We start from the raw sequence: 23,114 nt of genomic DNA, 5'->3' as shown, positions 1-23,114 counted from the left end.
AGGAAAGCATGACGTTACGCGTAATAGATACCGAGACCTGCGGGCTGGACGGCGGCGTGGTGGAAGTGGCCTCCCTCGATCTGCTCGACGGCCAGTTAACCAATCCGATGAGCGATCTAGTCAGCCCGGACCGCCCCATCAGCCTCGACGCGATGGCGATTCATCACATCACCGAACAGATGGTGGAAGGCAAACCGCGCATCGCGGTGGCGATCAGCCGCTATCAGGGCAGCCCCTACTATGTGGCGCACAACGCCGCCTTTGATCGCGGGGTGTTGCCGGAGATGAACGGCGCCTGGATCTGCACCCTCAAGCTGGCGCGCACGCTGTATCCGGACATCAAGTACGGCAACCAGTATCTGCGCTATGCGCTGAACCTGGACGTGCAGCTGCCGGCAGACGCCACGCTGTACCCGCACCGCGCGCTGTATGACTGCTACGTCACCGCCGCGCTGCTGCAACGCATCATCAAGGATTCGGGCTGGACGCCGGAGCAAATGGTGCAGATCACCGAACAGCCGGTGCTGCTGAAGAAGTTCAAATTCGGCAAGTATCGCGGGCAGGAAATCGATCGCATCGCCCAGGAAGATCCCGGCTATCTGCGCTGGATGCTGAAATCCATCGACGATCTGAGCCCGGACATGAAACACACGCTGAAATACTATCTGATTGGCTAACACAGCGGGCGGCGCAGGCCGCCCGCTGTTCGCCGTTACTCCGCCAGCGCCAGAATGAAGGCGTACTCCAGCGCAATATCCTCATAGGCCTTGAAGCGGCCGGATTTGCCGCCGTGGCCGGCATCCATGTCGGTATACAGCAGCAGCTGCCGATCGTCGGTTTTCAGCTCGCGCAGCTTGGCCACCCACTTGGCCGGCTCCCAATACTGCACCTGCGAATCGTGCAGGCCGGTGGTCACCAGCAGATGCGGGTATGCCTGCGCCTTCACCTGATCGTACGGGCTGTACTGTTTGATGTAGTCGTAATAGGCCTGCTCGTTCGGGTTGCCCCACTCGTCGTATTCGCCGGTGGTCAGCGGGATCGACTCGTCCAGCATGGTGGTCACCACATCGACGAACGGCACCTGCGCCACCACGCCGTGGAACAGCTGTGGCGCCTGGTTGATCACCGCGCCCATCAGCAGACCGCCGGCGCTGCCGCCCATGGCGAACACCCGCTTGCCGTCGCCGTACCCCTGGGCGATCAGCGTTTCGGTCACGTCGATAAAGTCGTTGAAGGTGTTCTGCTTGTTGAACAGTTTGCCGTCTTCATACCACAGCTGCCCCAGCTCACCGCCGCCGCGAATGTGCGCCAGCGCGAACACGACACCGCGATCCAGCAGGCTCAGGCGGCTGGCGCTGAACGCCGGATCCATGCTGCTGCCGTAAGAGCCGTAGCCGTACACCATCAGCGGGTTGACGCCGCGCTGGAAGCTGTCCTGGCGATACACCAGCGAGACCGGCACCTCGACGCCGTCGCGCGCCTTCACCCACACCCGCTCGCTGCGGTAGTTTTCCGGCGTGAAGTTCTTCACCTCCTGCTGTTTGAGCATCGTCCGCTCGCCGCTGTCCATGTTCAGCTCGTACAGCGTGGTCGGGGTGGTCATCGACGAATAGCCGTAGCGCAGCAGCGCGGTTTCCGGATCCGGGTTATACGCCAGCCAGGTGGTGTAGGTCGGATCGTCGAAGGCGATGCGCTTCTCTTCGCCCGTCTGCCAGTGGATCTGGCGCAGCAGCGTCAGGCCGGCATTGCGCTCTTCCACCACCAACCAATCGCGGAACAGGCTGAAGCCCTCCAGCATCACGTCGGCGCGCGGGGCGATCAGCGTCTGCCACTGCGCTTCGTCCGCCTGCTCGCTTTGGTACAGGCCGAAGTTCTTGCCGTCCTTGTTGGAGCGGATGTAGAAATGCTGGTGATAGTGATCGATGGCGTACTCGTGATCCTTGCGGCGCGGCACGAACAGCTGCGGCTTGGCGTCCGCACGATCGGCGTCCAGCAGCAGGATCTCCGAGGTGGTGGTGCTGCTCAGGTGGATCAGGATAAAACGCTCGGAGGTGGTCTTCTCCAGCCCGACGTAAAAGGTATCGTCCAGCTCTTCGTAAATCAGCTCGTCCTGCTGCGGATCGCTGCCCACCACGTGGCGATAGACCTGATACGGCAACAGCGTCTTGGCGTGCTTGCGCACGTAGTACACCGTCGAGGAGTCGTTAGCCCACTCGAAGCTGCCGGAGGTATTTTCCAACACTTCGTCCGCCCAGCTGCCGTCGGCCAGGTTCTTGAAGCGAATGTCATACTGGCGGCGCGACAGGAAATCCTCCGCCACCCCCAGACGCTGATTGTCGGGGCTGACGTCCAGCCCGCCCAGGGTGTAAAACTCGTGGTTCTCGGCGCGCTGGTTGCCGTCGATAAGCACTTCCCAGTGCTCGCTCTCGGCCTGCGGCTGGCGCACATAAATCGCGTATTCGTTGCCCGGCTCGTAGCGCGTCTGATAGCGATAGCCGTGGCGCACGTAAGGCACCGAATGTTCCTGCTGCGGAATGCGCGCCACCATCTCTTCGTACAGGGTTTCGCGCAGCGCCTGCTGCGGCTTCAGCATTGCATCGGTGTAGGCGTTCTCCGCCTGCAGGTAGTCCAGCACCTGACGGTCTGCGCGCTCGTCGTCGCGCAGCCAGTAGTAGTCATCCACGCGCGTGTCGCCGTGGATGGTGATGGGATAAGGACGTTTTTCCGCTTTCGGTGGGGTCATCATTGCTAAATCATCCGCTTACATAGATTGCGGCAAGAGTGACACGATTCCCCCCGGCTTGCCAAGCGGCGCTACGCCAGCTCGCGCTTTTTCTCGTTGACGTCGCTCTCGATGCCCTGCTTGACGTCCGCCGGGATCTTCAGCGCCTGCGCCAGCGCATCGAGGTAGCCGCGCTCCATAAAGTGATCGACGTCGATCACCAGACAGCTCAGGTAGTAAACCTCCAGCGCCTCGTCTTCATTTTGCACGCTGCGGGCGATCAAGTCCGGGTTGAGCGGCTGATCGAGCGCTTCCTGCACCCAGCCCTGCGCCTCTTCCCCCACCTGCAGCTGCGACAGGCTGTGATCGATGGCGCGCTGCTCATCGGCATCGATATGGCCGTCGCTCTTGGCGGCGAACACCAACGCCTGCACCAAACGCTTGGCGCGCAGATCCACCGGCGTGGTTTGCAAACCGAACTGCGGTTCGTCCTGATGGGTCTCTTTCACCCGCTGCTTATACTTGTTCCACAGCACCGCGCCCACCGCCGCGCTGCCGCCGATAATCAGCGCATTCTTGCCGAACTTGCCCACCAGCTTGCGCGAGGATTTGTTGGCCAACAGCACGCCGACCAAACCGCCCAGCGCCGTGGGCGCCAGCAGCTTGCCGATGCCTTCCGCCCCGCCCATCGCGCCGGCCTTCTGCCCGATCAACGTTTGAATCTGCTGCATCCAGTTACTTTTCATCATCTACCCCTTGCGTGAAAAAGCGCGGCGCGCAGGCGCGGCCGAACCGACGGTAAACCGCCAGATTAGGGGATCTTTTGTCAATTTACGTCTGGGGGATGCAAACCTGTGTTTAGCGGATCGGCGGGCCGGGCGGCCCGCCTGGATGGCTGCGGCGTTACGCGTCTTCGTCGCCCGCTTCGTCGTCCTGCTCGTACTCCGCCAGCTCGTCGCGCATCGCCTGGATGGCGTCGCGGGTCATCAGAGCCAGCGTGCGGTAGAAACCGGTGGTGGCGTGCGCTTCCACTTTGCCGAGGAAGCGGCCGCACCACGGCAGCAGAAACTCGTCGAACAGCGCGATCTGCGCCTGCGCTTCATCTTCCTGCGATTGATCTTCCAGCCAGGAAGCCGCCAGCAGCAGCTGGCCGAAATGGTCGGCCGGCGCCTCCGCCAGCGGCATGCCGCGCTGCTGCAGGAAGGTGCGCACTTCCGCTTCGCTGGCGCCTTCGACGTAGTCGGAGCGGAACGGCGACACGCTGCATTCGCTGCCGACGAACATCGCGTTGAAGTCGGTCGCCAGCTGGTTGACGTCGCAGCCCTGCTGCAGGCGCTTCAGCAGCTCATCCTGCTCCAGCGGCCAGTGCTGCTGCAGCTTGCCCTCTTTGATCAAGGCGAACAGCGACACCAGCAGCGGATCCTGCGGCTGGCGATAGAACAGCGTACCCAGCACGCGGCAGACAATGGAAAACTCATTCATGATAATGCCTTATACAATACGGAAAATTTTGCCGGGACGATGTCACAAATCGGCCAATTCCGCAATCGCCGGCTTGCCGCGCCGCTCGAGAAAATCCAGCAACCGGCGCGGGCTGACGTTGAGAATGCGCTCCTGCGGGAAGCCCACCTCTTCGATGATGCGCTCGCAGTGCTCGAAATTACCCAGTGAAAAAGCGACGTGCGAATCCGAACCCAGCGCCAGCCAGCCGCCGGCGTCACGCACCGCGGCGGCGATCGCCCGGCAGTTGGCCTCGCTGCCCTTGCGGGAGTGGGTGAACGACGAGTTATTCAACTCCAGCGCCACCTCGTATTTGGCCGCCGCCGCCGCGACGGCGGGAATGTCGATCGGGTAACGCGGGTTGCCGGGGTGGCTGATGATATGCACGTCTCCCTGCGCCATCGCGGCGATCATCGCTTCAGTATTGGACGCTTTATCCTGCGGCGCAAACACCGGCTCATGGAAACCGGCGATGATCACGTCGGTGGCCGTCAGCATCGGGCCGGTGCAGTCGATGTCGCCCTGCAGGTTTTTGATGTTGGCTTCGATACCGCGCAAAATGCCCACGCCGTTCACCCGGCGCGGCCACACGTGCATGTTCATGAAGTGCCAATAGTGTGGCGCATCGGCCATGTCCGGGCCGTGATCGGTGATGGCGAACAGCTTGATGCCCTTCTGCTGGGCTTCGGCGATGTAATCGTGCAGCGTGCTGTAGGCGTGGGTGCTGGCGACGGTGTGCATATGCAAATCAACGGGGTACATTGTTTCTCCTTCCAGAGGGCCCGCCCGCAAAGGTACGGGCAGGCGCGATGACGATAACAGCTTATCAGTTACCGAACGGCGGCTGAAGGCTCAGTAACCCCGTTGCCTGTCAACCACGCCGGCCGGGGCATGCCCCGCCTCCAGCGCGCGGATGTTGGCGGCGATCTGATCCATCGCCTGCTGCGGCAACGTGATGGCAGCAATATGCGGGGTAATGGTGACACGCGGATGACGCCAGAACGGGTGATCCTGCGGCAGCGGCTCGCGGGCGAACACGTCCAGCGTGGCGGCGGCCAGCTGCCCCTGCTCCAGCGCCGCCAGCAGATCGGCCTCCACCAGATGCGCGCCGCGCGCGATGTTGATGAGGTAAGCGCCCGGCCGCAGTTGCGCGAACAGCTCGCGGTTGAGAATGCCGACGGTCTCCGGCGTATTGGGCAGCAGGTTGATCAGCAGTTTGACGCCGTCGAGAAAGGCGCCGCGCTGCGCCTCTCCGGCGAAGCTTTGCACGCCGTCGATCTGTTTGGCGCTGCGGCTCCAGCAGCGTACGCTGAAGCCAAACTCGGTCAGCTTGCGCGCCACGCTCTGCCCCAGCACGCCGGCGCCGAGGATGCCGATAGTGAAATCATCCAGCGAGTGGGGATCGAGCGGCTGCCATTCCTGCCGCTGCTGCAACGCCTGATACTCGTCGAAACGGCGGAAATAGCGCAGCACATAGCTCAGCGCATATTCCTGCATCTGCTGCGCCATGCCGGTATCCTCCAGCCGCAGCAGCGGCACGCCGGCGGGCAATGTGCCGGGGTGCTTGCGTTCCTGATCGAGGATCGCGTCGACGCCGGCGCCGAGGGCGAACACCGCTTTCAGATCGCGGCGGTTGGCCAGCATCTCGTGCGGCGGGCGCCATACCAGCGCGTAATCCGCCGGCCGCTCGTCGCCGCGCTGCCATTCGCGGATCTCGGCCTGCGGCAGGCGTTGCTTGATGCCGGTCAGCCATTCCTGGGCGTTAAATAAGGGATGGTAATAGATGATGTTCATACTGCGGGCTCCGGTTTGTTTTTATTGGTTTTCCTTCAGCCTTCCGCGATTCATCGCCGGATGCAAGCGTTAAAGCCCAAAATAAAAACAGCCCCGACCAGTGGGGCTGTTGTGCATGTTCGCAAAATCAGGCGGCAGACGCGCCGTCGCGCCGGATAAGACGCCGCAACAGCGGAATTAAAATCAGCATCGCCACGCCGACGCCCGTCGCCCCCCAACCCAGCGCGCTGAAGATTTCGCTGTAGCCGGGATTGGTTTGCAGCGGCGTGCTGCCGCTGTTTTCCGGCATCAGGCCGGAGACGTAGCCCGCCAGCACCGAGGCGACGCCGGTCACCATCATCCAGCAGCCCATCATCACGCCCTGATAGCGCGGCGGCGCCAGCTTGCCGATCATCGCGTAACCGATCGGCGAGATCATCAATTCACCGACGCTTTGCAACACATAGCTGATGACGATCCATTTAAACGCCACCAGCCCGTCGCCGCCGGCCATGCTGATGCCCAGCGGCAGCACCAGCATGCCAAGCCCGATGCAGAACAGCGATCCGGAGAACTGCAGCGGAATGTCGATGTTGCAACCACGGGCGCGCAGCCGATTGAACCACCAGGCCAGCAGCGGGCCGCCCACCACGATCACCAGCGTGTTGATATTCTGGATCCACTGCGGCGCCACCTGAATGCCGTAAACGTTCAGGTTGATGTTGTGCTCGGAGAACAGCATCAGCCCCATCGGCGCCAGCTGATACAGCGCCCAGAACACCAGCGACCCCAGCGCCAGGATCAGATAGGCCGCCATTCTGCGGCGCTCATCACGCGGATGGTGGCGCAGCGTCACCACGCACAGCATCAGGAAGATCAGCGCACCGAGCACGATCACGAAATGGCCGCTGAACTCGGCGTGGGTCAGCATCACGCGGATAATCGGCACCAGCGCCACCAGCACCGCCAGCCCGACCAGCATACGCCAGCGGTATTGGCTGCGGCTGGCATCGTGCAGCGGCGTATTGAGATCCGCCAGAATGCGCCAGCGGCAGACGGCGACGATGATCGCCGCCGCATTGCCCAGCGTGGCGAACAGGAACAGCGCGCGGTAGTTTTCCGTCAGTTGGAAATAACCGGCCACGGTAAAGCCGACGAAGAACCCGAGGTTCATGCCGGCGTAGTTCCACAGGAATGCCGATTCGCGCCGGTCATCGTCCGGTTTGAAACGCTGGGTGAGCATCATATTAATGCAGGTCACGTTAAGGCCGCTGCCGGTCAGGAACATCGCCAGCCCCCAGTACAGCCCCCACACGCCCGCGACGGCAATCAGCGCGCAGCCGATCACCTGCAGCACCATGCCCAGCACGAACAGGTTGCGGTTGCTGAGGAAACGGCCGCCGAGGTAGCCGCCGAACATGTGCAGACCATAGTTGAAGGCGCCGAACACGCCCATCATGGCATTGGCGCTGCTTTCGTTGAAGCCCAATCGCTTGGTGGCGTACAGCACCAGCGTGGAGTAAAGCACGGCGAAGCCCAGCGTGGCGAAGATCTGGATGAAGAACAGCGCCCCCGCACCGGGGGGAATAGCATGGCGCGCTTGCGGCGCCGGCATGGCATCTGAAGGAGTCAAAACGAACCTCTACTGCATTATTATGTAATGAGTCTGTCCCTGTCTGCGATATCGCCGGCCTGTCTCCCGGCAATCTACGCGGCGCCGTGATATTCCTTGCCAAAAACGCCGCGCCGACATAATTCCATTTAGCGACACATTTGACTAATAATCCAGTATTAATGCATATAACAGCAAATAGAACGTTCTCATTGGCGATATATTGAGCTACTCGCACAGAAAAAGGTCAAACAATCATCTTTCACGCGTTTTGAACGTAGTCCGCCCTGCCCGCCGGTGGCTAAGAGTGGGAATATCGTTCGGTAAATCAGCAAATTGCTGCAAGTTTGGCTAAACAGTCATGAGAATGAAATAAGAGGGTTGACGCTGAGATCAGATTCTCCTACATTAGCGCCCGTCGACAGCGCAAAGCGTTTTCGGCAACAAAACGGTGAGGTGTCTGAGTGGCTGAAGGAGCACGCCTGGAAAGTGTGTATACGCGAAAGTGTATCGAGGGTTCGAACCCCTCTCTCACCGCCAAATTCGAAGAGAAAGCCTGGATTCGCGTCCAGGCTTTTTTTGCATGGTGTACCGCCTAGAGGGGCGAGAAGCCTCGACAGGGTTCGACAAAACGCCTGCGTTTTGGACCGCCAACGGCAGCCCGTAGGGTGAGCGCAGCGAATCAACCCCTCTCTCACCGCCAAATTCAAAGAGAAAGCCTGGATTAACGTCCAGGCTTTTTTTTTGCATGATGCACCGCCGAGAGGGGTGAGAAGCCTCGACAGGGTTCGACAAAACGCCTGCGTTTTGGACCGCCAACGGCGGCCCGCAGGGTGAGCGCAGCGAATCAAGCCCACAGCCCGCGCCCGTAATTCCCATTTCCACCGGTTATCCACGAACCTTACTCCTGATTTTCCCACCTTTTCATGGCTTCCGCCCTGCCGTTCGCCGCAGTTTTCAGCAAAGTGAACACGGCTTGAGCGGACGAACAAAAACACAGAAATTATTCTTGACCGGATCGGCCCCACTCCCTATAGTAGCGCCCCGTTGCAGCGATGATTTCGCAACAAAAAAATATGGTGAGGTGTCCGAGTGGCTGAAGGAGCACGCCTGGAAAGTGTGTATACGCGAAAGTGTATCGAGGGTTCGAATCCCTCCCTCACCGCCATATTCTACGAAGAAGCCTGAACTCGCGTTCAGGCTTTTTTGTTTGCATAGCGCACCGACCGGGAAGGTGAGAACCCTCGACAGGGTTCGACAAAACGCCTGCGTTTTGGACCGCCAACGGCGGCCCGCAGGGTGAGCGCAGCGAATCCATCCCTCCCTCACCGCCATATTCTACGAAGAAGCCTGAACTCACGTTCAGGCTTTTTTGTTTGCATAACGCACCGACCGGGAGGGTGAGAACCCTCGACAGGGTTCGACAAAACGCCTGCGTTTTGGACCGCCAACGGCGGCCCGCAGGGTGAGCGCAGCGAATCTATCCCTCCCTCACCGCCATACAAAAAAGCCCGAACGCAAATTCAGGCTTTTTTTCTCCCCACACCCCAACCGCTCAGTGGTGCGTGCGCCCCATTGACGCCGGCTGCGCCAGCGCGCGGCGCCAGTCGCCCGGCGTTTGGCCGAATTGGCGTTTGAAGCTGCGGTTGAACGACTGCTGTGAGTCGAAGCCGAGCGAGATCGCCACGCTGACGATAGGCTCGCCGCTGTTGGCCAGGCGCTCCGCCGACACTTTCAGTTTTTGCATGCGGATATACTCCCCCAGCGCGTAGCCGGTCTGGCGTTTGAACATGCGCTGCAGATGCCATTTGGAATAGCCCGCGCGGTCCGCCACGGTGTTGATATCCAGTTTCTCTTCCAGATTGTTGTCGATCCACGCCTTCAAATCGGTAATAAAGCCCGTAGTGTTCATGCAGATGCTCCCATCATTCGGCAGGGTCACCCTCTGCCCGATGCACATACGTTGCAACAGTTTCGCTTTAAATGCAATTTTTATTATTGCATTTATTGGAAAGCCGCCACTATACTCCACCCAATTAATGTAACCGATATTGATACATTAATGTGACACCAATGTGTTTCAAAACCTAACGTTGCGCCGCTGCACGGCGCAGCCGCCCCCTCACCGCACGCCGGCGCGGGGCGAATCCCGGAGAACAGGGCCGGGTATGGGGCCTGACCGCGCTTACTTATCGGAATAAAAATAATGGCAAATCAACCAAACTCATCGTTCAACGCCGGCGGCCGCACGCGCGCCGTCGCTCTGGGCCAGCGGCTCTCCGGGGTGGCGCTGTTGGCCGCCCTGCTCGCCGGGTGCGACAACAGCGTCGCGCACAATGCCCCGCCGCCGCCGCCGGTGGTCAGCGCCGCCAGCGTGGTGGTCAAGCCGATCAGCCAGTGGGATGCCTTCAACGGCCGGGTCGAGGCGGTGCAGAGCGTGCAACTGCGCCCACGGGTCTCTGGTTACATCGAGCGGGTCAACTACACCGAAGGCGACGAGGTGAAAAAAGGCCAAGTGCTGTTCACCATCGACGATCGCACCTACCGCGCCGCGCGCGAACAGGCGCAGGCAGAGCTGGTGCGAGCGCGCAACCAGGCCGCCCTGGCGCGCAGCGAATCCTCGCGCACCGAGAAACTGATCGGCACTCAGGCCATCTCTCAGGAAGTATGGGAGCAGCGCCGGTCGTCCGCCGCGCAGGCGCAAAGCAACGTGCTGGCGGCGCAGGCCCAGCTCGATATGGCGCAGCTGAATCTCGACTTTACCCGCGTTACCGCGCCGATTGACGGGCGCGCCAGCCGCGCGATGATCACCGCCGGCAACCTGGTCACCGCCGGCGACAGCGCCAGCGTGCTGACGACGCTGGTGTCGCTCGACAAGGTCTACGTCTATTTCGACGTGGATGAAGCCACCTTCCTGCGCTATCAGCAGCAAGGCCGGCACGATGCCCGCCTGCCGGTGAAAGTCGGCCTGGTAGGCGAAGACGGCACTCCGCATCAGGGGCTGGTGGACTTCACCGATAACCAACTGAACGCCGGGACCGGCACCATCCGCATGCGCGCCCTGCTCGACAACCGCGATCGCCGCTTCACGCCGGGGCTGTTCGCCCGGGTACAGATGCCCGGCAGCGCCGAGTTCAACGCCATGCTGATCGACGACAAAGCGGTGATGACCGACCAGAACCGCAAGTTCGTTTACATCGTCGATAAAGACGGCAAGGCGCAGCGCCGCGACATTGACGTGGGCCGCATGGCCGAAGGATTGCGCATCGTGCAGAAAGGGTTGGCAAACGGCGATCGGGTGATCGTCGACGGCATGCAGAAAGTGTTTATGCCGGGCATGCCGGTCGACGCGAAAGCCGTCGCCATGAACCCTATCGCCTCCACGCTTAACTAAGCTCCCAGCAGAGACTTCTGACCCATGGACTTTTCCCGCTTTTTCATCGACCGGCCGATCTTCGCCGCGGTGCTGTCGATACTGATTTTTGTCGCCGGGGTGATAGCCATCCCGCTGCTGCCGATCAGCGAGTACCCGGACGTGGTGCCGCCCAGCGTGCAGGTGCGTGCAGAATACCCGGGCGCCAACCCGAAAGAGATCGCTGAAACGGTGGCCACGCCGCTGGAAGAAGCGATCAACGGCGTCGAAAACATGATGTACATGAAATCGGTCGCCGGTTCCGACGGCGTGCTGGTGACCACCGTCACCTTCCGCCCGGGCACCGATCCCGATCAGGCGCAGGTGCAGGTGCAAAACCGCGTGGCGCAGGCCGAAGCGCGCCTGCCGGAAGACGTGCGCCGCCAGGGCATCACCACCCAGAAACAGTCTCCGGCGCTGACGCTGGTGGTGCATCTGGTATCGCCTTCCGGCAAGTACGACTCGCTGTACCTGCGCAACTACGCCACCCTGAAGGTCAAGGATGAACTCGCCCGCCTGCCGGGCGTCGGCCAGGTACAGATCTTCGGCGCCGGCGAATACGCAATGCGCATCTGGCTCGATCCGAACAAAGTCGCCGCGCGCGGGCTGACCGCCTCCGACGTGGTGAGCGCCATGCAGGAGCAGAACGTGCAGGTCTCCGCCGGCCAGCTCGGCGCGGAGCCGATGCCGACGCGCAGCGACTATCTGCTGTCGATCAACGCCCAGGGGCGCCTGCAAACCGAAGAAGAGTTCGGCAACATCATTCTCAAGAGCGGTGATAACGGCGAGATCGTGCGGCTGCGCGACGTGGCGCGCATCGAAATGGGCTCCGGCAGCTACGCGCTGCGCGCCCAGCTTAATAACAAGGATGCGGTCGGCATCGGCATCTTCCAGTCGCCGGGTGCCAACGCCATCGAGCTGTCGGACGCGGTGCGCGGCAAGATGGCCGAGCTGGCGACCCGCTTCCCGGACGGCATGAGCTGGAAGTCGCCGTACGACCCGACGGTATTCGTGCGCGACTCGATCCGCGCGGTGGTAGATACCCTGCTGGAAGCGGTGATCCTGGTGGTGCTGGTGGTCATTCTGTTCCTGCAGACCTGGCGCGCCTCGATCATTCCGCTGCTGGCGGTGCCGATCTCCGTGGTCGGCACCTTCGCCGCGCTGTATCTGCTGGGCTTCTCGCTCAACACCCTCAGCCTGTTCGGGCTGGTGCTGGCGATCGGCATCGTGGTGGATGACGCCATCGTGGTGGTGGAAAACGTCGAGCGTAATATCGAAGAGGGGCTGTCGCCGCTGGCGGCGGCGCACCAGGCTATGCGCGAGGTCTCCGGCCCGATCATCGCCATCGCCGTGGTGCTGTGTGCGGTGTTCGTGCCGATGGCGTTCCTTTCCGGCGTCACCGGCCAGTTCTACAAGCAGTTCGCCGTCACCATCGCCATCTCGACGGTGATCTCCGCCATCAACTCGCTGACCCTGTCGCCGGCGCTGGCGGCGCGCTTGCTGAAACCGCACGGCGCGCCAAAAGACCTGCCGTCGCGCCTGATCGACCGGCTGTTCGGCTGGCTGTTCCGGCCGTTCAACCGCTTCTTCGCCAGCGGTTCGCAACGCTACCAACAGGGCGTCTCCCGCGTGCTGGGCCGGCGCGGCGCAGTGTTCGTCGTCTACCTGCTGCTGCTGGCCGCCGCCGGCGTGATGTTTAAGACCGTGCCCGGCGGCTTTATCCCGACGCAGGACAAGCTGTACCTGATCGGCGGCGTGAAGATGCCGGAAGGCGCCTCGCTGGAGCGCACCGATGCGGTGATCCGCAAGATGAGCGCCATCGGCCTGAGCGTGGACGGCGTCACCGATGCGGTGGCCTTCCCCGGCCTGAACGCGCTGCAGTTCACCAATACGCCGAATACCGGCACGGTGTTCTTCGCGCTGGAGTCATTGAGCACCCGCACCCGCACCGCAGCGCAGATCAACGCCGAGATCAACGCGCGCATTTCACAGATCCAGGAAGGCTTCGCTTTCTCCATCATGCCGCCGCCGATCCTCGGCATCGGCCAGGGCTCCGGCTATTCACTGTACGTGCAGGATCGCGCCGGGCTGGGTTACGGCGCGCTGCAGACGGCGATCAACACCCTGTCCGGCGCCATTATGCAAACGCCGGGCATGGGGTTCCCGATCTCCTCCTATCAGGCCAACGTGCCGCAGCTGGACGCCAAAATCGATCGCGACAAGGCCAAGGCGCAGGGGGTGCCGCTCAATGCGCTGTTCAGCACGCTGCAGACCTACCTCGGTTCGTCTTACATTAACGACTTCAACCGTTACGGCCGCACCTGGAAGGTGATGGCGCAGGCCGACGGCCAATTCCGCGACAGCGTGGAAGACATCGCCAACCTGCGCACCCGCAACGATAAGGGCGAAATGGTGCCGATCGGCAGTATGGTCAGCATCGGCACCACCTACGGCCCGGATCCGGTGATCCGTTACAACGGTTTCCCGGCAGCGGATCTGATCGGCGACGCCGATCCGCGCGTGCTCTCCTCTACCCAGGCGATGGGCGCGCTGACGCAGATGGCCGGCAAGCTGTTGCCGAACGGCATGAACATCCAGTGGACCGATCTGAGTTACCAGCAATCGACCCAGGGTAACGCCGCGCTGGTGGTGTTCCCGGTGGCGGTGCTGCTGGCGTTCCTCGCGCTGGCGGCGCTGTACGAAAGCTGGACGCTGCCGTTGGCGGTGATCCTGATCGTGCCGATGACCATGCTGTCGGCGCTGTTCGGCGTGTGGCTGACCGGCGGCGACAACAACGTGTTTGTGCAGGTCGGGCTGGTCGTTCTGATGGGGTTGGCCTGCAAGAACGCCATTCTGATCGTCGAGTTCGCCCGCGAACTGGAAATGCAGGGCAAAGGCATCGTCGAAGCGGCGCTGGAGGCCTGCCGCCTGCGGCTGCGGCCGATCGTGATGACCTCCATCGCCTTCATCGCCGGCACCATCCCGCTGATCCTTGGCCATGGCGCCGGCGCCGAAGTGCGCGGCGTCACCGGCATCACGGTGTTCTCCGGCATGCTGGGGGTCACCCTGTTCGGGCTGTTCCTGACGCCGGTGTTCTACGTCACCCTGCGGCGCCTGGTGGCGCGCAAAGCGCAGCCACAGACGGCGTAAGACTCGCTCTAAAATGCAAAAAGGTCGGGCAATGCCCGACCTTTCTTTATGCATCAGAACCGCGATTATTTACCGGCGGCTTCAGCCTCTTGCTCGGCGGCGTATTCCGCGCAGACGCGCTTGTCGCCCCGCTCCAGCTCGGCCAGCGAGTCGGCCACGGTGTGGCGCGCCAGCACCGCGAGCGAAGCCTGCTCGGCCTCGTTCACCACCGATTTGAAATACCAGCAGGCGTTGGCGCTCACCAGGCAACGAGCCGGCACTTCAGGGCGGGAAGCCCAGATGCGCTTGTCGTCGATCACCGCCAGATAGATGTCCCGCAGGGTGATCTCTTCCGCCGGGCGGCCGAGGTGGATAGAGCCGTTTCGGCCCAGGGTGGAAACGATGATGCCGTCTTTGGTCAGCGGCACCATCAGTTTGCGGATAAAGCTGGGGTTGGCTTCCAGAGCGGCGGCGAGGGTAGCGCTCGTCGAACGCATGCCCTGCTTCTCAGCTACGGCGACGCTAAGGACCATTTGCAACGCTGTCGGAAAGCGAAAATCTAACATGTCGTTATCTCTGCGAGACGAAATACTCGGGTTTGGCCGGTGTGGCGATTGGCGCCGATAACACCGCTTAATTGCACAATAATATAACAAACGCAGGGGCTTTTTTGAAGTTTCGCCCAGCGATATCGCACGCAGACATTAGAACGATCGCAAACTTTTGGGCAGGCAGAAAACAGAAACCCGCGTCAATGTTAACGCCGCTCGCTTAACCGGGTTAAACGATCAGAACTAACACTGCCCGCGGGTTTAATTCGAATGTGGCGATCAGGCTCTGTTCAGCACCAGCTGGCCGTTTTTGTCCAACGGGATTTGCGTGCCCGGATCGTGATCCATGCGGATCTTGCCCTGCTGATTGCCGATCTTGTAGGTCACGTCATAGCCCAGCATTTTCTGGGACTTGTCGTAGACCGTTTTGCAACGCTGCTGAACGCTGGTGGTGACGTCGTTGTTCTGCATCGCCCCTTGCACCTGGTTGCCGGCGTAGCCGCCGCCCAGCGCGCCGACCACGGTCGCCACGTCGCGCCCGCGACCGCCGCCGAACTGGTGGCCAATCACGCCGCCCGCCACTGCGCCCAGCACAGAGCCGGCGATGCGGTTTTCATCCTGCACCGGTGCACGGTGTGTGACGGTGACGTTGCGGCATTCCTGACGCGGCGTTTTGATGGTTTCTTTAATCGGCGTTGCGGCGAGCACCTGCGCATATTGCGGACCGGCAGAAAAGACGTCCAGGCTGGCTACCGCGGCAATCCCCAGAGCGGCAGCGATACCAATTCCAACACCGGCTAACATTGACTTGTTCACAGGAAACCTCCTGAAAGTGTTACCACGCATTTTTTCCGGGGTCTGTTACCGGCTGGCACCGCGCTTATTATTTTGCGCATGGGCGGCTGGCGGTATCCCGGTTTACGGCGTGCGCGACGCGCCGTCTGTAAACGAGGTAAAGTCTGCACAATGATCTGAAGGCCCGCAATAAGACAAGGGGACCAAAAATGCGGGAAAACGGCCGTTTTCCCGTTGTTTAGGAGGAATCTTAAGAATTTTACCCATGCCAACGACGGCTTATGCAGAAGAATCAAGCAACCGCCGCCGATCGCCTCGCGCCGCCATAAAAAAACCCGCGCGGGCGAACCGGCGCGGGTTGGTCGACAAGGCGGGATCAGTGCATCTTCAGACGCGGACGGATCACCCGGTTAATGCCGCCCACCAGCATCATCAGGCCGGTTTTGATGTAGCCATGCAACGCTACCTGATGCATGCGGTACAGCGAGATGTAGACGAAGCGCGCGATGCGCCCTTCCACCATCATCGAACCGCGCATCAGGTTGCCCATCAGGCTGCCGACGGTGCTGAAGCGCGACAGCGACACCAGCGAGCCGTGGTCTTTATACACGTAAGGCTTCAGCGTCTGGCCGTTCATCAGCGCCAGAATATTGGTGGCGCAACGCGAAGCCATCTGGTGCGCCGACTGCGCGCGCGGCGGCACGAAACCGCCGCCCTCCTTCGGACAGGAAGCGCAGTCGCCGATGGCGAAGATGTTCGGATCCCGCGTGGTCTGCAGCGTCGGCTCTACCACCAGCTGGTTGATGCGGTTGGTTTCCAGGCCGCCGATGTCCTTCATAAAGTCCGGCGCCTTGATGCCGGCCGCCCACACCATCAGATCGGCGTCGATGAATTCGCCGCCCTTGGTGTTCAGCCCCTTGGCGTCCGCGCTGGTCACCATGGTGTTGGTCAGCACGCGCACGCCCAATTTGATCAGCTCCTGGTGCGCGGCGGCGGAAATGCGCGGCGGCAGCGCCGGCAGGATGCGCTCGCCGGCTTCCACCAGCGTCACGTTGAGCGCGCTGTTGTCCAGGCCTTCAAAGCCGTAGCTGTGCAACTGCTTCACCGCGTTGTGCAGTTCGGCGGACAGTTCAACGCCGGTGGCGCCGCCGCCGACGATAGCGATGTTGACCCGCTCTTTTTGCCCCGGCTGCGCCGAGAACTTCAGGAACAGGTTGAGCATTTCGTTGTGGAAACGACGTGCCTGATGGGGGTTATCCAGGAAGATGCAGTGCTCTTTCACGCCTGGCGTACCGAAATCGTTCGAGGTGCTGCCCAGCGCCATCACCAGAATGTCGTACGGCAATTCGCGCGCCGGCACCAGCTCGCCGCCCTGCTCGTCGCAGATCTGCGCCAACTGCAGCGTTTGCGTCTCACGGTTGATGTTGGTCAACGACCCCAGCTGGAAGCTGAAATGGTGATTGCGCGCGTGCGCCAGGTAGCTGAGCGCATCTACGCCGTCATCGAGGGAACCGGTCGCCACTTCGTGCAACAGCGGTTTCCACAAATGGCTGTGGTTGCGATCCACCAACGTGATCTCGGCTTTGTTCTTGCGGCCAAGTTTATGGCCCAGGCTGGTCGCCAGCTCCAAACCACCGGCGCCGCCGCCAACAATAACGATTTTCTTCTTTGGCGTTGTCAAAATAACCCCCTAAATGTGAACCATTTGTTATCCCAGGGTAAATAAATAATATCCTTAGAATACATAGGGTTCGCTTAAAATAAATCGGCTCTCTGCAGCCAGAATAGCATGTGAGGTTATTTGGTCATACCAAAATTGACGTACATCAAATTTTTTTGGTTAAAGGCTGGACGCGGGGATTTTTTGGGGATTGTGATTCAAATAGTTAGCGCTGAGTCACAGTTTTAAATTTTGCCGATTGCCACACAGAATCTTGCTTTGACGTACAAAAAAGCCGCACGTTCCGCCGGTGAAAAACGGGGCGCGCGGCTCGCGGCAGCGTTATGAAACTGTTAACCCAGCGCCTTGAACGCCTTGAGCCGCTGCAGATGCGGAGAGATGTTTTTGAACTTGTGCGTCTGCTGTTCATCCCACACGATCTCGTAGTAGTGATGCAGCAATTCGGCGCTTCGCCGGTTATCCAGCACCTCATCGTGGCGCGACAGCACCACCAGACAGCGATCGCGGTTTTTCTCGCGGAAATCCTCCACGCACTTGGTGGCGATATCACGATACTCTTCCGGCCGGTCTATCTTGCCGTGCATGTGCTCTTCCGGGTACAGGTTGGGATTGAACATCGCCTGGCGAATGCCGCACAGGAAGCCGATACGCTCCGCCCAGAAGCCGCCGAGGCCAACCCCGCAGATCAACGGGTGCGCATCGCCGCCCTGCTGCACCGCCTTGTCCACCTCTTTCAACAGATGCTGCATGTCGTGACGCGGATGCAGCGTGCTGTAGCTGATAAAGCGCACGTCCGGATCGATAAACTGCAGCTGTAATACCTTTTCATGATTGCCGGGACTGGTGGAATCGAAGCCGTGCAAATAGATAATCATGTGGATCCTCGCAACAAGCCAAGAGCCGCGGGCGCGGCCCTCATCATTTCCGCTCTGCGCCGCGATGCGGCACCTGGATTCACCCTTGCGAACGCTGCTTGTGCTCCTCCCAACGCTCGCTCAACGCGCTGAGCGCCTTGTGCGCCTGCTGCCAGCGCTCGGAGTCGCGCAGTTCCTGACGGGTGAACTGACCGCGATGATATAACCGCTTCACCTTCTCTGCTTTGACCGGGGACAGGTTATCCAACACGCTGACCGCACCGGCGCGGTTGTTGCACACCAGGATCATGTCGCATCCGGCATCCAGCGCCGCCTGGCCGCGCTCGGCGTAGCTACCCATGATGGCGGCGCCTTCCATCGACAGATCGTCGGAGAAGATCACGCCGTCGAAGCCCAGCTCCTGACGCAGGATCTGCTGCAGCCAGTAAGGCGAGCCGCTGGCCGGACGCGGGTCCGCTTCAGTATAGATGACGTGAGCCGGCATGACGGCGTCCAGCAGCTGGCGGTTGATCAGCTCGCGGAAGATCGCCATGTCGTGCTCGCGGATCTGCGCCAGCGGCCGCGGATCGCGCGGGGTTTCCTTGTGCGAATCGGCGCTGACGGCGCCGTGCCCCGGGAAGTGCTTGCCGGTGGTTTTCATGCCGGCGCTGTGCATGCCGAGGATGAAGCGCTCCGCCATCGCCAGCGCCTGCGGCGGATCGCTGTGGAACGAACGCTCGCCGATCGCCGCGCTGCCGTGGCCGATGTCCAGCACCGGTGCGAAGCTGATGTCGATATCCTGCGCGATCATCTCCGCCGCCATCAGCCAGCCGGCCTCCTGCGCCAGACGGCCGCCTTCCTGCGCATCGTGCAACGCGGCGAACGACTGCGCCGCCGGCAAACGGGTGAAACCCTCGCGGAAGCGCTGCACGCGCCCGCCCTCCTGGTCTACCGCCACCACCAGCCGATCGTGCGAGGCGGCGCGGATCTGGCGTACCAGCTCACGCAGTTGCTCCGCATCGTGGAAGTTACGGGTAAACAGGATCAATCCGCCAACCAGCGGGTGTTTCAAAATCTCGCGTTCTTCTGCATCCAGCTCGTAGCCGGCGACATCTAGCATTACTGGGCCCACGGGCACCTCACTTCATTTTGTTCGTTCAGAATTCAGATGATGATAAACAGAATCGCCGGCGCACCGCAGCGCCCCAGCGCAAAAATTCAACGTCGCCGCTCTGCTGCCAGCGCACTTCAAACCACAGCAGCATCAGATAATCCACCCACGGCAGCCAACGGCGCACCTGTGCCTGCAACCGGGCGACGTCGCGATAGCCCTGATGCGCGTAGTGCTGCAAAAAGCGCTGCTGCTGTTCGGCCGACCAGCCGTTGCTGCGAAACAGCGCGGCGATATCCAGCGCCACGTCGCCGTCGGCGGCATACTCCCAGTCGATCAGCCGCAGCTCTTCGCCGGTGGTGAGCAGATTGCCCGGATGGATATCCATGTGCAGCGGCGCCAGGCGCAGCGGCCGTGGCAAGGCGCTGCGTAAAAAATGACGCTGCAGGCGCAGCCAGGCGGGGGTTAAACGCCGCGTATCCAGCTGCTGCCAGTAGCGGAGGAATTGCCGCCGCAGATCCAGCCGGTAACCGCTGAGCGGCCGCCGATGCAGCGTCGCCACCATCACCGCCAGCTCGCCGCGCTGATTCAGCGCGTCAAATTCGGCATTTGTGACGACGTCACCTTCAAGCCATTCGAGGATAAGCCACTGATTATTCTGTGCGAAAACCCGTGGCCCCAGCCCCGGCGCACAGCGACGCAGGACCTGCGCCTCCCGCCGCCTGCTCACGCCCAGCGCGCGTTTCTCCGCGCTATGTTGCCGCGCCAGCAGCGTGACGCCCGAGCCGTCGATGCGCCAGCTCTCGCCGGTCAGCCCCTGCACCGGACTGAAATGACAACCGGCGGTATTCACCGCCGGCAGTCTGGTTTCCATCAATCGTCGCAGCGCGGCCTCAGCGTTTAACGGCGCCATTGCCCGACCAGACGATCTCGCCGGTTTGCACCAGCATCAGCTGCATATCCAGCGCCGGTGACTTCACGTCGCCGCTGACATCGCTGTACAGCACGTACTGCGCGCCGACGATGCGCGCCAGGCCAATCGCCTTACTGCGCGAGCCGAAGCTGTCATCCGCCGACAGGCCCAGCGTTTGTCTGGCGCTGGTCAGCTTCGCTTCCGGCACCACGCTGAAAGTGGAGTTCGACGCCAACGCCTTATAGAGTGCCGCGGTGGCTTTGCCCATCTGCAGCGAGCCGTTGGTGTTGTTCTTGACGCTGTCCAGCAGCAGCACGCTGCCGGCCGTGACGCCATCGGCCTTCAACATCTGCCCCACCAGCGGCTGCACGCTGCCCAGCCAGTCGAGCTGCTGGATTTTCGGCGGCTGCGGCACCGGCTCGGTAGTTGGCGGCTGCGGCTGCTCCACCGGCGGCGTCGGCTGATCCGGCTCGACGGTGACCGGCGGCAACGGTTGTTCCGGCTCAGGCGGGCGCGACAGACAGCCGCTCAGGGTTAATGCGGCCAGCGCCACTAAGACGTACTTTTTCATGCTTTTTCTCCAAACCTGGCAAGCGCTTACAGGTACAGATACAGACGCGCGCTTTTAGCGTCCAGATTGCCGTTAATCGAGTAGATTTTGGCGTCCGAGTCGGGCGCCACCACGATCTCACGCGGTTTCTCGAAGGGGCGAATATCCAGCCCCTGCGCGTCGTACCAATAGAAACGGTAATGTACGGTGACCGGCGTCGGCTGACTGTTATTGAGCACCGAGGTTGCCATCACCCGCCCGGAAGCGTTCGAAATCGAGGGCGTATCGGCCAGAATACCGGCGGTCAGCACCGAGGGATCCATCACCACCGTCTGCCCTTGGTTGACAGCGATGCCGGGCGGTGAGCTGCATCCCATCAACAACGCGGCGGGCAGCGCCAACGCCATCAGACCACGCAGAGTTTTTTTACCGCGCATGATTTCCTCGCTTAACGTGACAGCAGCGGCCCCAGCGAGCGGCCACCGACCAGGTGCATATGAATATGATAGACCTCCTGACCGGCGTGGCGGTTGCAGTTGACGATCAGGCGGTAGCCGTCCTCGGCGATGCCTTCCTGTTCGGCGATTTTCGCCGCGGCGGTGATCATGCGGCCCAGCGCGGCTTCGTGCTCCACGGTCACGTCGTTGACGGTTGGGATCAGCACGTTGGGAACGATCAGCACATGGGTGGGCGCCTGGGGGGAGATGTCACGGAAAGCGGTCACCAGTTCATCCTGGTAAACCACATCAGCAGGGATTTCGCGGCGGATAATTTTACTGAAAATCGTTTCTTCGGCCATCTGGCGTTCCTTGTTTTACACAATTAGCTGTACGCAGTATGAGTGACAAATTCTACTGCTTTCAACCTGATTGCGCACTTTCCACGTCGAGTGCTGCAGATTCGCGCAGCCCGGCCCCCCGCTTGTGCATCTTTTCACTTTGGTTATTCACTATTGTTGCTTTACTTGCCCCGCGCCGCCGCCAATAGTAACTCCATGATTAACAAAGGATAGAGGGCGTTATGTTACCGAGAATTTCGGCGCTGTGCGCGCTGTTGCTGAGCGCCGCCGTGCAGGCGGCCACGACGGGCGGTATCGACCTGCAGGCTAACCGACAGCCGATACACGCAGAGAAGAATCCCGCCGCTATCGCGCTGATCCCGGCGAACTTTCACTTCGCGGTGCCAGGCAAGCTGACGGTGGCAGTGGCATTCGAGAACTCCCCGCCGCTGGCGCTGTTCGCCGAAGACAATAAAACGCTGATCGGCAGCGATCCGGACATCGCCCGCCTGGTGGCCGATAGCCTCGGACTGGAGCTGAATCTGGTGCCCACCTCCTGGGAAGATTGGCCGCTTGGCATCAGCACGGGCAAATACGATGCGGCAATCTTCAACATCGCCGTCACCAAACAGCGCAAAACCAAATTCGACTTCGCCACCTACCGGGTGGACACGCTGGGCTTTTACGTCAAATCCACCAGCCACATCACCGCGATCAACCGCCCGCAGGACGTGGCCGGGCTGCGGATCATCGTCGGATCCGGCACCAATCAGGAAAACATTCTGCTGGGATGGGATAAGCAGAATCGCGCCGCCGGGCTGCCGCCGGTACAGCCGATCTACGTGACCGACGACGCCGCCACCAACCTCAGCATTCAGTCCGGGCGCGCCGATGCGTTCTTCGGCCCCCACTCAACCGGCGCCTACAAGGCGGCGCTGACCGGCAAAACCAAAATGGTCGGCATCGGCCCCAGCGTGGCCTATGTCGCGGTCACCACCAAAAAAGGCAACGGGCTGGAAACCGCCCGCCAGTTCATCGCCGAGGGCGCTTTGGTTGCGATCACCGGCCGCAGCCAACGCGCCCTGGACGCGGCGGGCCAGGCATTGGCGGACAAGGCGCTGTTGCTGCTGAGCGACGCCGGCGACATCCCACAGCAGCGCGCGCTGGCGCAGCAGTTGGAGCAGCGGTGGCCGCGGCTGGACGTGCTGTACATCAACGCCGGCGACGTCACGCATCGCCCGCTGCAGGAGTGGGATGAGCAAAGCTATCAGCGGCTGATGGACATCAACCTGAAGGGGCCGTTCTTTCTGATCCAGGCGCTGCTGCCGCTGCTGGCCAACCCTTCTTCGGTGATCCTGTGCGGTTCGGTCAGCGCCCATATCGGCCTGCCGCAGAGCAGCGCCTATGCCGCCAGCAAAGCCGGTTTGCTATCTTTGGCCAGAACGCTCTCCGGCGAGCTGCACGCGCGCGGCATTCGCGTCAACGGCCTCAGCCCCGGCCCGACCGAAACCCCGGCATTGGGTAAACTGGGGTTGGCGGAAGCGGACGAGCGGGCATTGCGCGACGATATCCGCGCGCTGGTGCCGATCGGCCGCATGGGCAGCGCGCTGGAGCTGGCCAAAGCGGCGGTGTTTCTGGCGGCGGACGAGTCGGCGTTTATGGTCGGCGCCGAGCTGCAGATGGACGGCGGCGTGGGGAATTTATAATTTAGCGACGCGGCCGCGCGCCCCGCG

At 61.6% G+C, this 23,114-nt stretch carries 20 protein-coding genes, 2 tRNA genes, 2 other RNA genes and 1 pseudogene; 9 read left to right on the top strand and 16 right to left on the bottom strand.

Annotation, left to right across the window (positions count from 1 at the left end):
* Positions 1-8 precede the first annotated feature (8 nt).
* Positions 9-677 carry an exodeoxyribonuclease X gene (gene exoX, locus ACJ8PN_RS05455; protein WP_411261511.1) on the top strand — a complete coding sequence of 223 codons (669 nt, stop codon included), beginning with the start codon at positions 9-11 and terminating at the stop codon, positions 675-677.
* 35 nt (positions 678-712) lie between these two features.
* On the opposite strand, the gene ACJ8PN_RS05450 is transcribed toward exoX, so the two are convergent.
* The 6 genes from ACJ8PN_RS05450 to ACJ8PN_RS05425 form a co-directional block, all read right to left on the bottom strand.
* Positions 713-2,746 (bottom strand): S9 family peptidase, encoded by a 2,034-nt coding sequence (locus ACJ8PN_RS05450; protein WP_351109924.1) that lies wholly within the window; start codon positions 2,744-2,746, stop codon positions 713-715.
* A 68-nt stretch (positions 2,747-2,814) separates the two neighbouring features.
* A complete protein-coding gene (locus tag ACJ8PN_RS05445) occupies positions 2,815-3,468 on the bottom strand; it encodes a tellurite resistance TerB family protein (RefSeq protein ID WP_171455051.1) in 654 nt (217 codons plus the stop codon).
* Between the two features lie 157 nt (positions 3,469-3,625).
* Positions 3,626-4,204 (bottom strand): TorD/DmsD family molecular chaperone, encoded by a 579-nt coding sequence (locus tag ACJ8PN_RS05440; RefSeq protein ID WP_411261510.1) that lies wholly within the window; start codon positions 4,202-4,204, stop codon positions 3,626-3,628.
* Positions 4,205-4,246: 42 nt separating this feature from the next.
* Positions 4,247-4,984: a phosphatase gene (locus tag ACJ8PN_RS05435; protein ID WP_004928821.1), complete on the bottom strand. Its 738-nt coding sequence runs from the start codon at positions 4,982-4,984 to the stop codon at positions 4,247-4,249.
* A gap of 90 nt (positions 4,985-5,074) precedes the next feature.
* Positions 5,075-6,016: a glyoxylate/hydroxypyruvate reductase GhrA gene (ghrA, locus tag ACJ8PN_RS05430; protein WP_021505290.1), complete on the bottom strand. Its 942-nt coding sequence runs from the start codon at positions 6,014-6,016 to the stop codon at positions 5,075-5,077.
* Positions 6,017-6,143: 127 nt separating this feature from the next.
* Complete coding sequence (locus tag ACJ8PN_RS05425) at positions 6,144-7,610, bottom strand: peptide MFS transporter (protein WP_075685762.1); 1,467 nt, start codon at positions 7,608-7,610, stop codon at positions 6,144-6,146.
* A gap of 447 nt (positions 7,611-8,057) precedes the next feature.
* On the opposite strand from ACJ8PN_RS05425, the gene ACJ8PN_RS05420 reads away from it, so the two are divergent.
* The 4 genes from ACJ8PN_RS05420 to ACJ8PN_RS05405 all read left to right on the top strand — a co-directional run bounded on the left by ACJ8PN_RS05420 (position 8,058) and on the right by ACJ8PN_RS05405 (position 9,107).
* Positions 8,058-8,147: transfer RNA gene (locus ACJ8PN_RS05420), tRNA-Ser, on the top strand.
* A 538-nt stretch (positions 8,148-8,685) separates the two neighbouring features.
* Positions 8,686-8,775, top strand: a tRNA-Ser gene (locus ACJ8PN_RS05415).
* Between the two features lie 46 nt (positions 8,776-8,821).
* Positions 8,822-8,941, top strand: a non-coding RNA gene (locus ACJ8PN_RS05410) — RtT sRNA.
* A gap of 46 nt (positions 8,942-8,987) precedes the next feature.
* Positions 8,988-9,107: non-coding RNA, RtT sRNA (locus ACJ8PN_RS05405), on the top strand.
* A gap of 55 nt (positions 9,108-9,162) precedes the next feature.
* On the opposite strand, the gene ACJ8PN_RS05400 is transcribed toward ACJ8PN_RS05405, so the two are convergent.
* Positions 9,163-9,519, bottom strand: a complete 357-nt coding sequence (locus tag ACJ8PN_RS05400) for a helix-turn-helix domain-containing protein (protein ID WP_004928813.1) — start codon at positions 9,517-9,519, stop codon at positions 9,163-9,165.
* 294 nt (positions 9,520-9,813) lie between these two features.
* Here ACJ8PN_RS05400 and sdeA point away from each other — a divergent pair, with 294 nt between their 5' ends.
* Together sdeA and sdeB are read left to right on the top strand one after the other, a co-directional pair.
* Positions 9,814-11,001, top strand: a complete 1,188-nt coding sequence (gene sdeA, locus ACJ8PN_RS05395) for a multidrug efflux RND transporter periplasmic adaptor subunit SdeA (protein ID WP_044031464.1) — start codon at positions 9,814-9,816, stop codon at positions 10,999-11,001.
* A 24-nt stretch (positions 11,002-11,025) separates the two neighbouring features.
* A complete protein-coding gene (gene sdeB / locus ACJ8PN_RS05390) occupies positions 11,026-14,169 on the top strand; it encodes a multidrug efflux RND transporter permease subunit SdeB (RefSeq protein ID WP_171453786.1) in 3,144 nt (1,047 codons plus the stop codon).
* 65 nt (positions 14,170-14,234) lie between these two features.
* Here sdeB and ACJ8PN_RS05385 read toward each other — a convergent pair whose 3' ends face one another.
* From ACJ8PN_RS05385 to hinT, 9 genes are all read right to left on the bottom strand, one after another.
* Positions 14,235-14,714 (bottom strand): RrF2 family transcriptional regulator, encoded by a 480-nt coding sequence (locus tag ACJ8PN_RS05385; RefSeq protein ID WP_171453785.1) that lies wholly within the window; start codon positions 14,712-14,714, stop codon positions 14,235-14,237.
* 264 nt (positions 14,715-14,978) lie between these two features.
* A complete protein-coding gene (locus ACJ8PN_RS05380) occupies positions 14,979-15,515 on the bottom strand; it encodes a glycine zipper 2TM domain-containing protein (RefSeq protein ID WP_004928798.1) in 537 nt (178 codons plus the stop codon).
* Positions 15,516-15,870: 355 nt separating this feature from the next.
* Positions 15,871-17,175, bottom strand: a complete 1,305-nt coding sequence (locus ACJ8PN_RS05375) for an NAD(P)/FAD-dependent oxidoreductase (RefSeq protein ID WP_004928794.1) — start codon at positions 17,173-17,175, stop codon at positions 15,871-15,873.
* Positions 17,176-17,507: 332 nt separating this feature from the next.
* Positions 17,508-18,050: an alpha/beta hydrolase YcfP gene (ycfP, locus tag ACJ8PN_RS05370; protein WP_015377468.1), complete on the bottom strand. Its 543-nt coding sequence runs from the start codon at positions 18,048-18,050 to the stop codon at positions 17,508-17,510.
* A gap of 79 nt (positions 18,051-18,129) precedes the next feature.
* Positions 18,130-19,149, bottom strand: coding sequence for a beta-N-acetylhexosaminidase (gene nagZ / locus ACJ8PN_RS05365; RefSeq protein ID WP_021504926.1), 1,020 nt, complete (start codon positions 19,147-19,149; stop codon positions 18,130-18,132).
* Between the two features lie 37 nt (positions 19,150-19,186).
* Positions 19,187-20,053 (bottom strand): thiamine kinase, encoded by an 867-nt coding sequence (thiK, locus tag ACJ8PN_RS05360; protein WP_171453783.1) that lies wholly within the window; start codon positions 20,051-20,053, stop codon positions 19,187-19,189.
* Positions 20,034-20,624, bottom strand: a complete 591-nt coding sequence (lpoB, locus tag ACJ8PN_RS05355) for a penicillin-binding protein activator LpoB (RefSeq protein ID WP_021504924.1) — start codon at positions 20,622-20,624, stop codon at positions 20,034-20,036. Before lpoB ends, thiK begins: the two co-directional genes overlap by 20 nt.
* A 26-nt stretch (positions 20,625-20,650) precedes the next feature.
* Positions 20,651-21,040 carry a YcfL family protein gene (locus ACJ8PN_RS05350; protein ID WP_015377465.1) on the bottom strand — a complete coding sequence of 130 codons (390 nt, stop codon included), beginning with the start codon at positions 21,038-21,040 and terminating at the stop codon, positions 20,651-20,653.
* A gap of 11 nt (positions 21,041-21,051) precedes the next feature.
* Complete coding sequence (gene hinT / locus ACJ8PN_RS05345) at positions 21,052-21,402, bottom strand: purine nucleoside phosphoramidase (protein ID WP_004928776.1); 351 nt, start codon at positions 21,400-21,402, stop codon at positions 21,052-21,054.
* A 221-nt stretch (positions 21,403-21,623) separates the two neighbouring features.
* On the opposite strand from hinT, the pseudogene ACJ8PN_RS05340 reads away from it, so the two are divergent.
* Positions 21,624-22,407, top strand: a pseudogene (locus ACJ8PN_RS05340) (transporter substrate-binding domain-containing protein); the annotation flags it as partial.
* On the top strand, positions 22,395-23,087 hold the full coding sequence (locus tag ACJ8PN_RS05335) for an SDR family oxidoreductase (RefSeq protein WP_442534764.1): 693 nt from the start codon (positions 22,395-22,397) through the stop codon (positions 23,085-23,087). The pseudogene ACJ8PN_RS05340 and the gene ACJ8PN_RS05335, both read left to right, overlap by 13 nt.
* The last annotated feature ends 27 nt before the right edge of the window (positions 23,088-23,114 follow it).

The organism is Serratia sp. CY76391 (assembly GCF_052166695.1).
Classification (GTDB): Bacteria; Pseudomonadota; Gammaproteobacteria; order Enterobacterales; family Enterobacteriaceae; genus Serratia; species Serratia nematodiphila.
The sequence above is the reverse complement of the archived record's forward strand: the minus strand, read 5'-3'. Positions and strand labels throughout refer to the sequence as shown.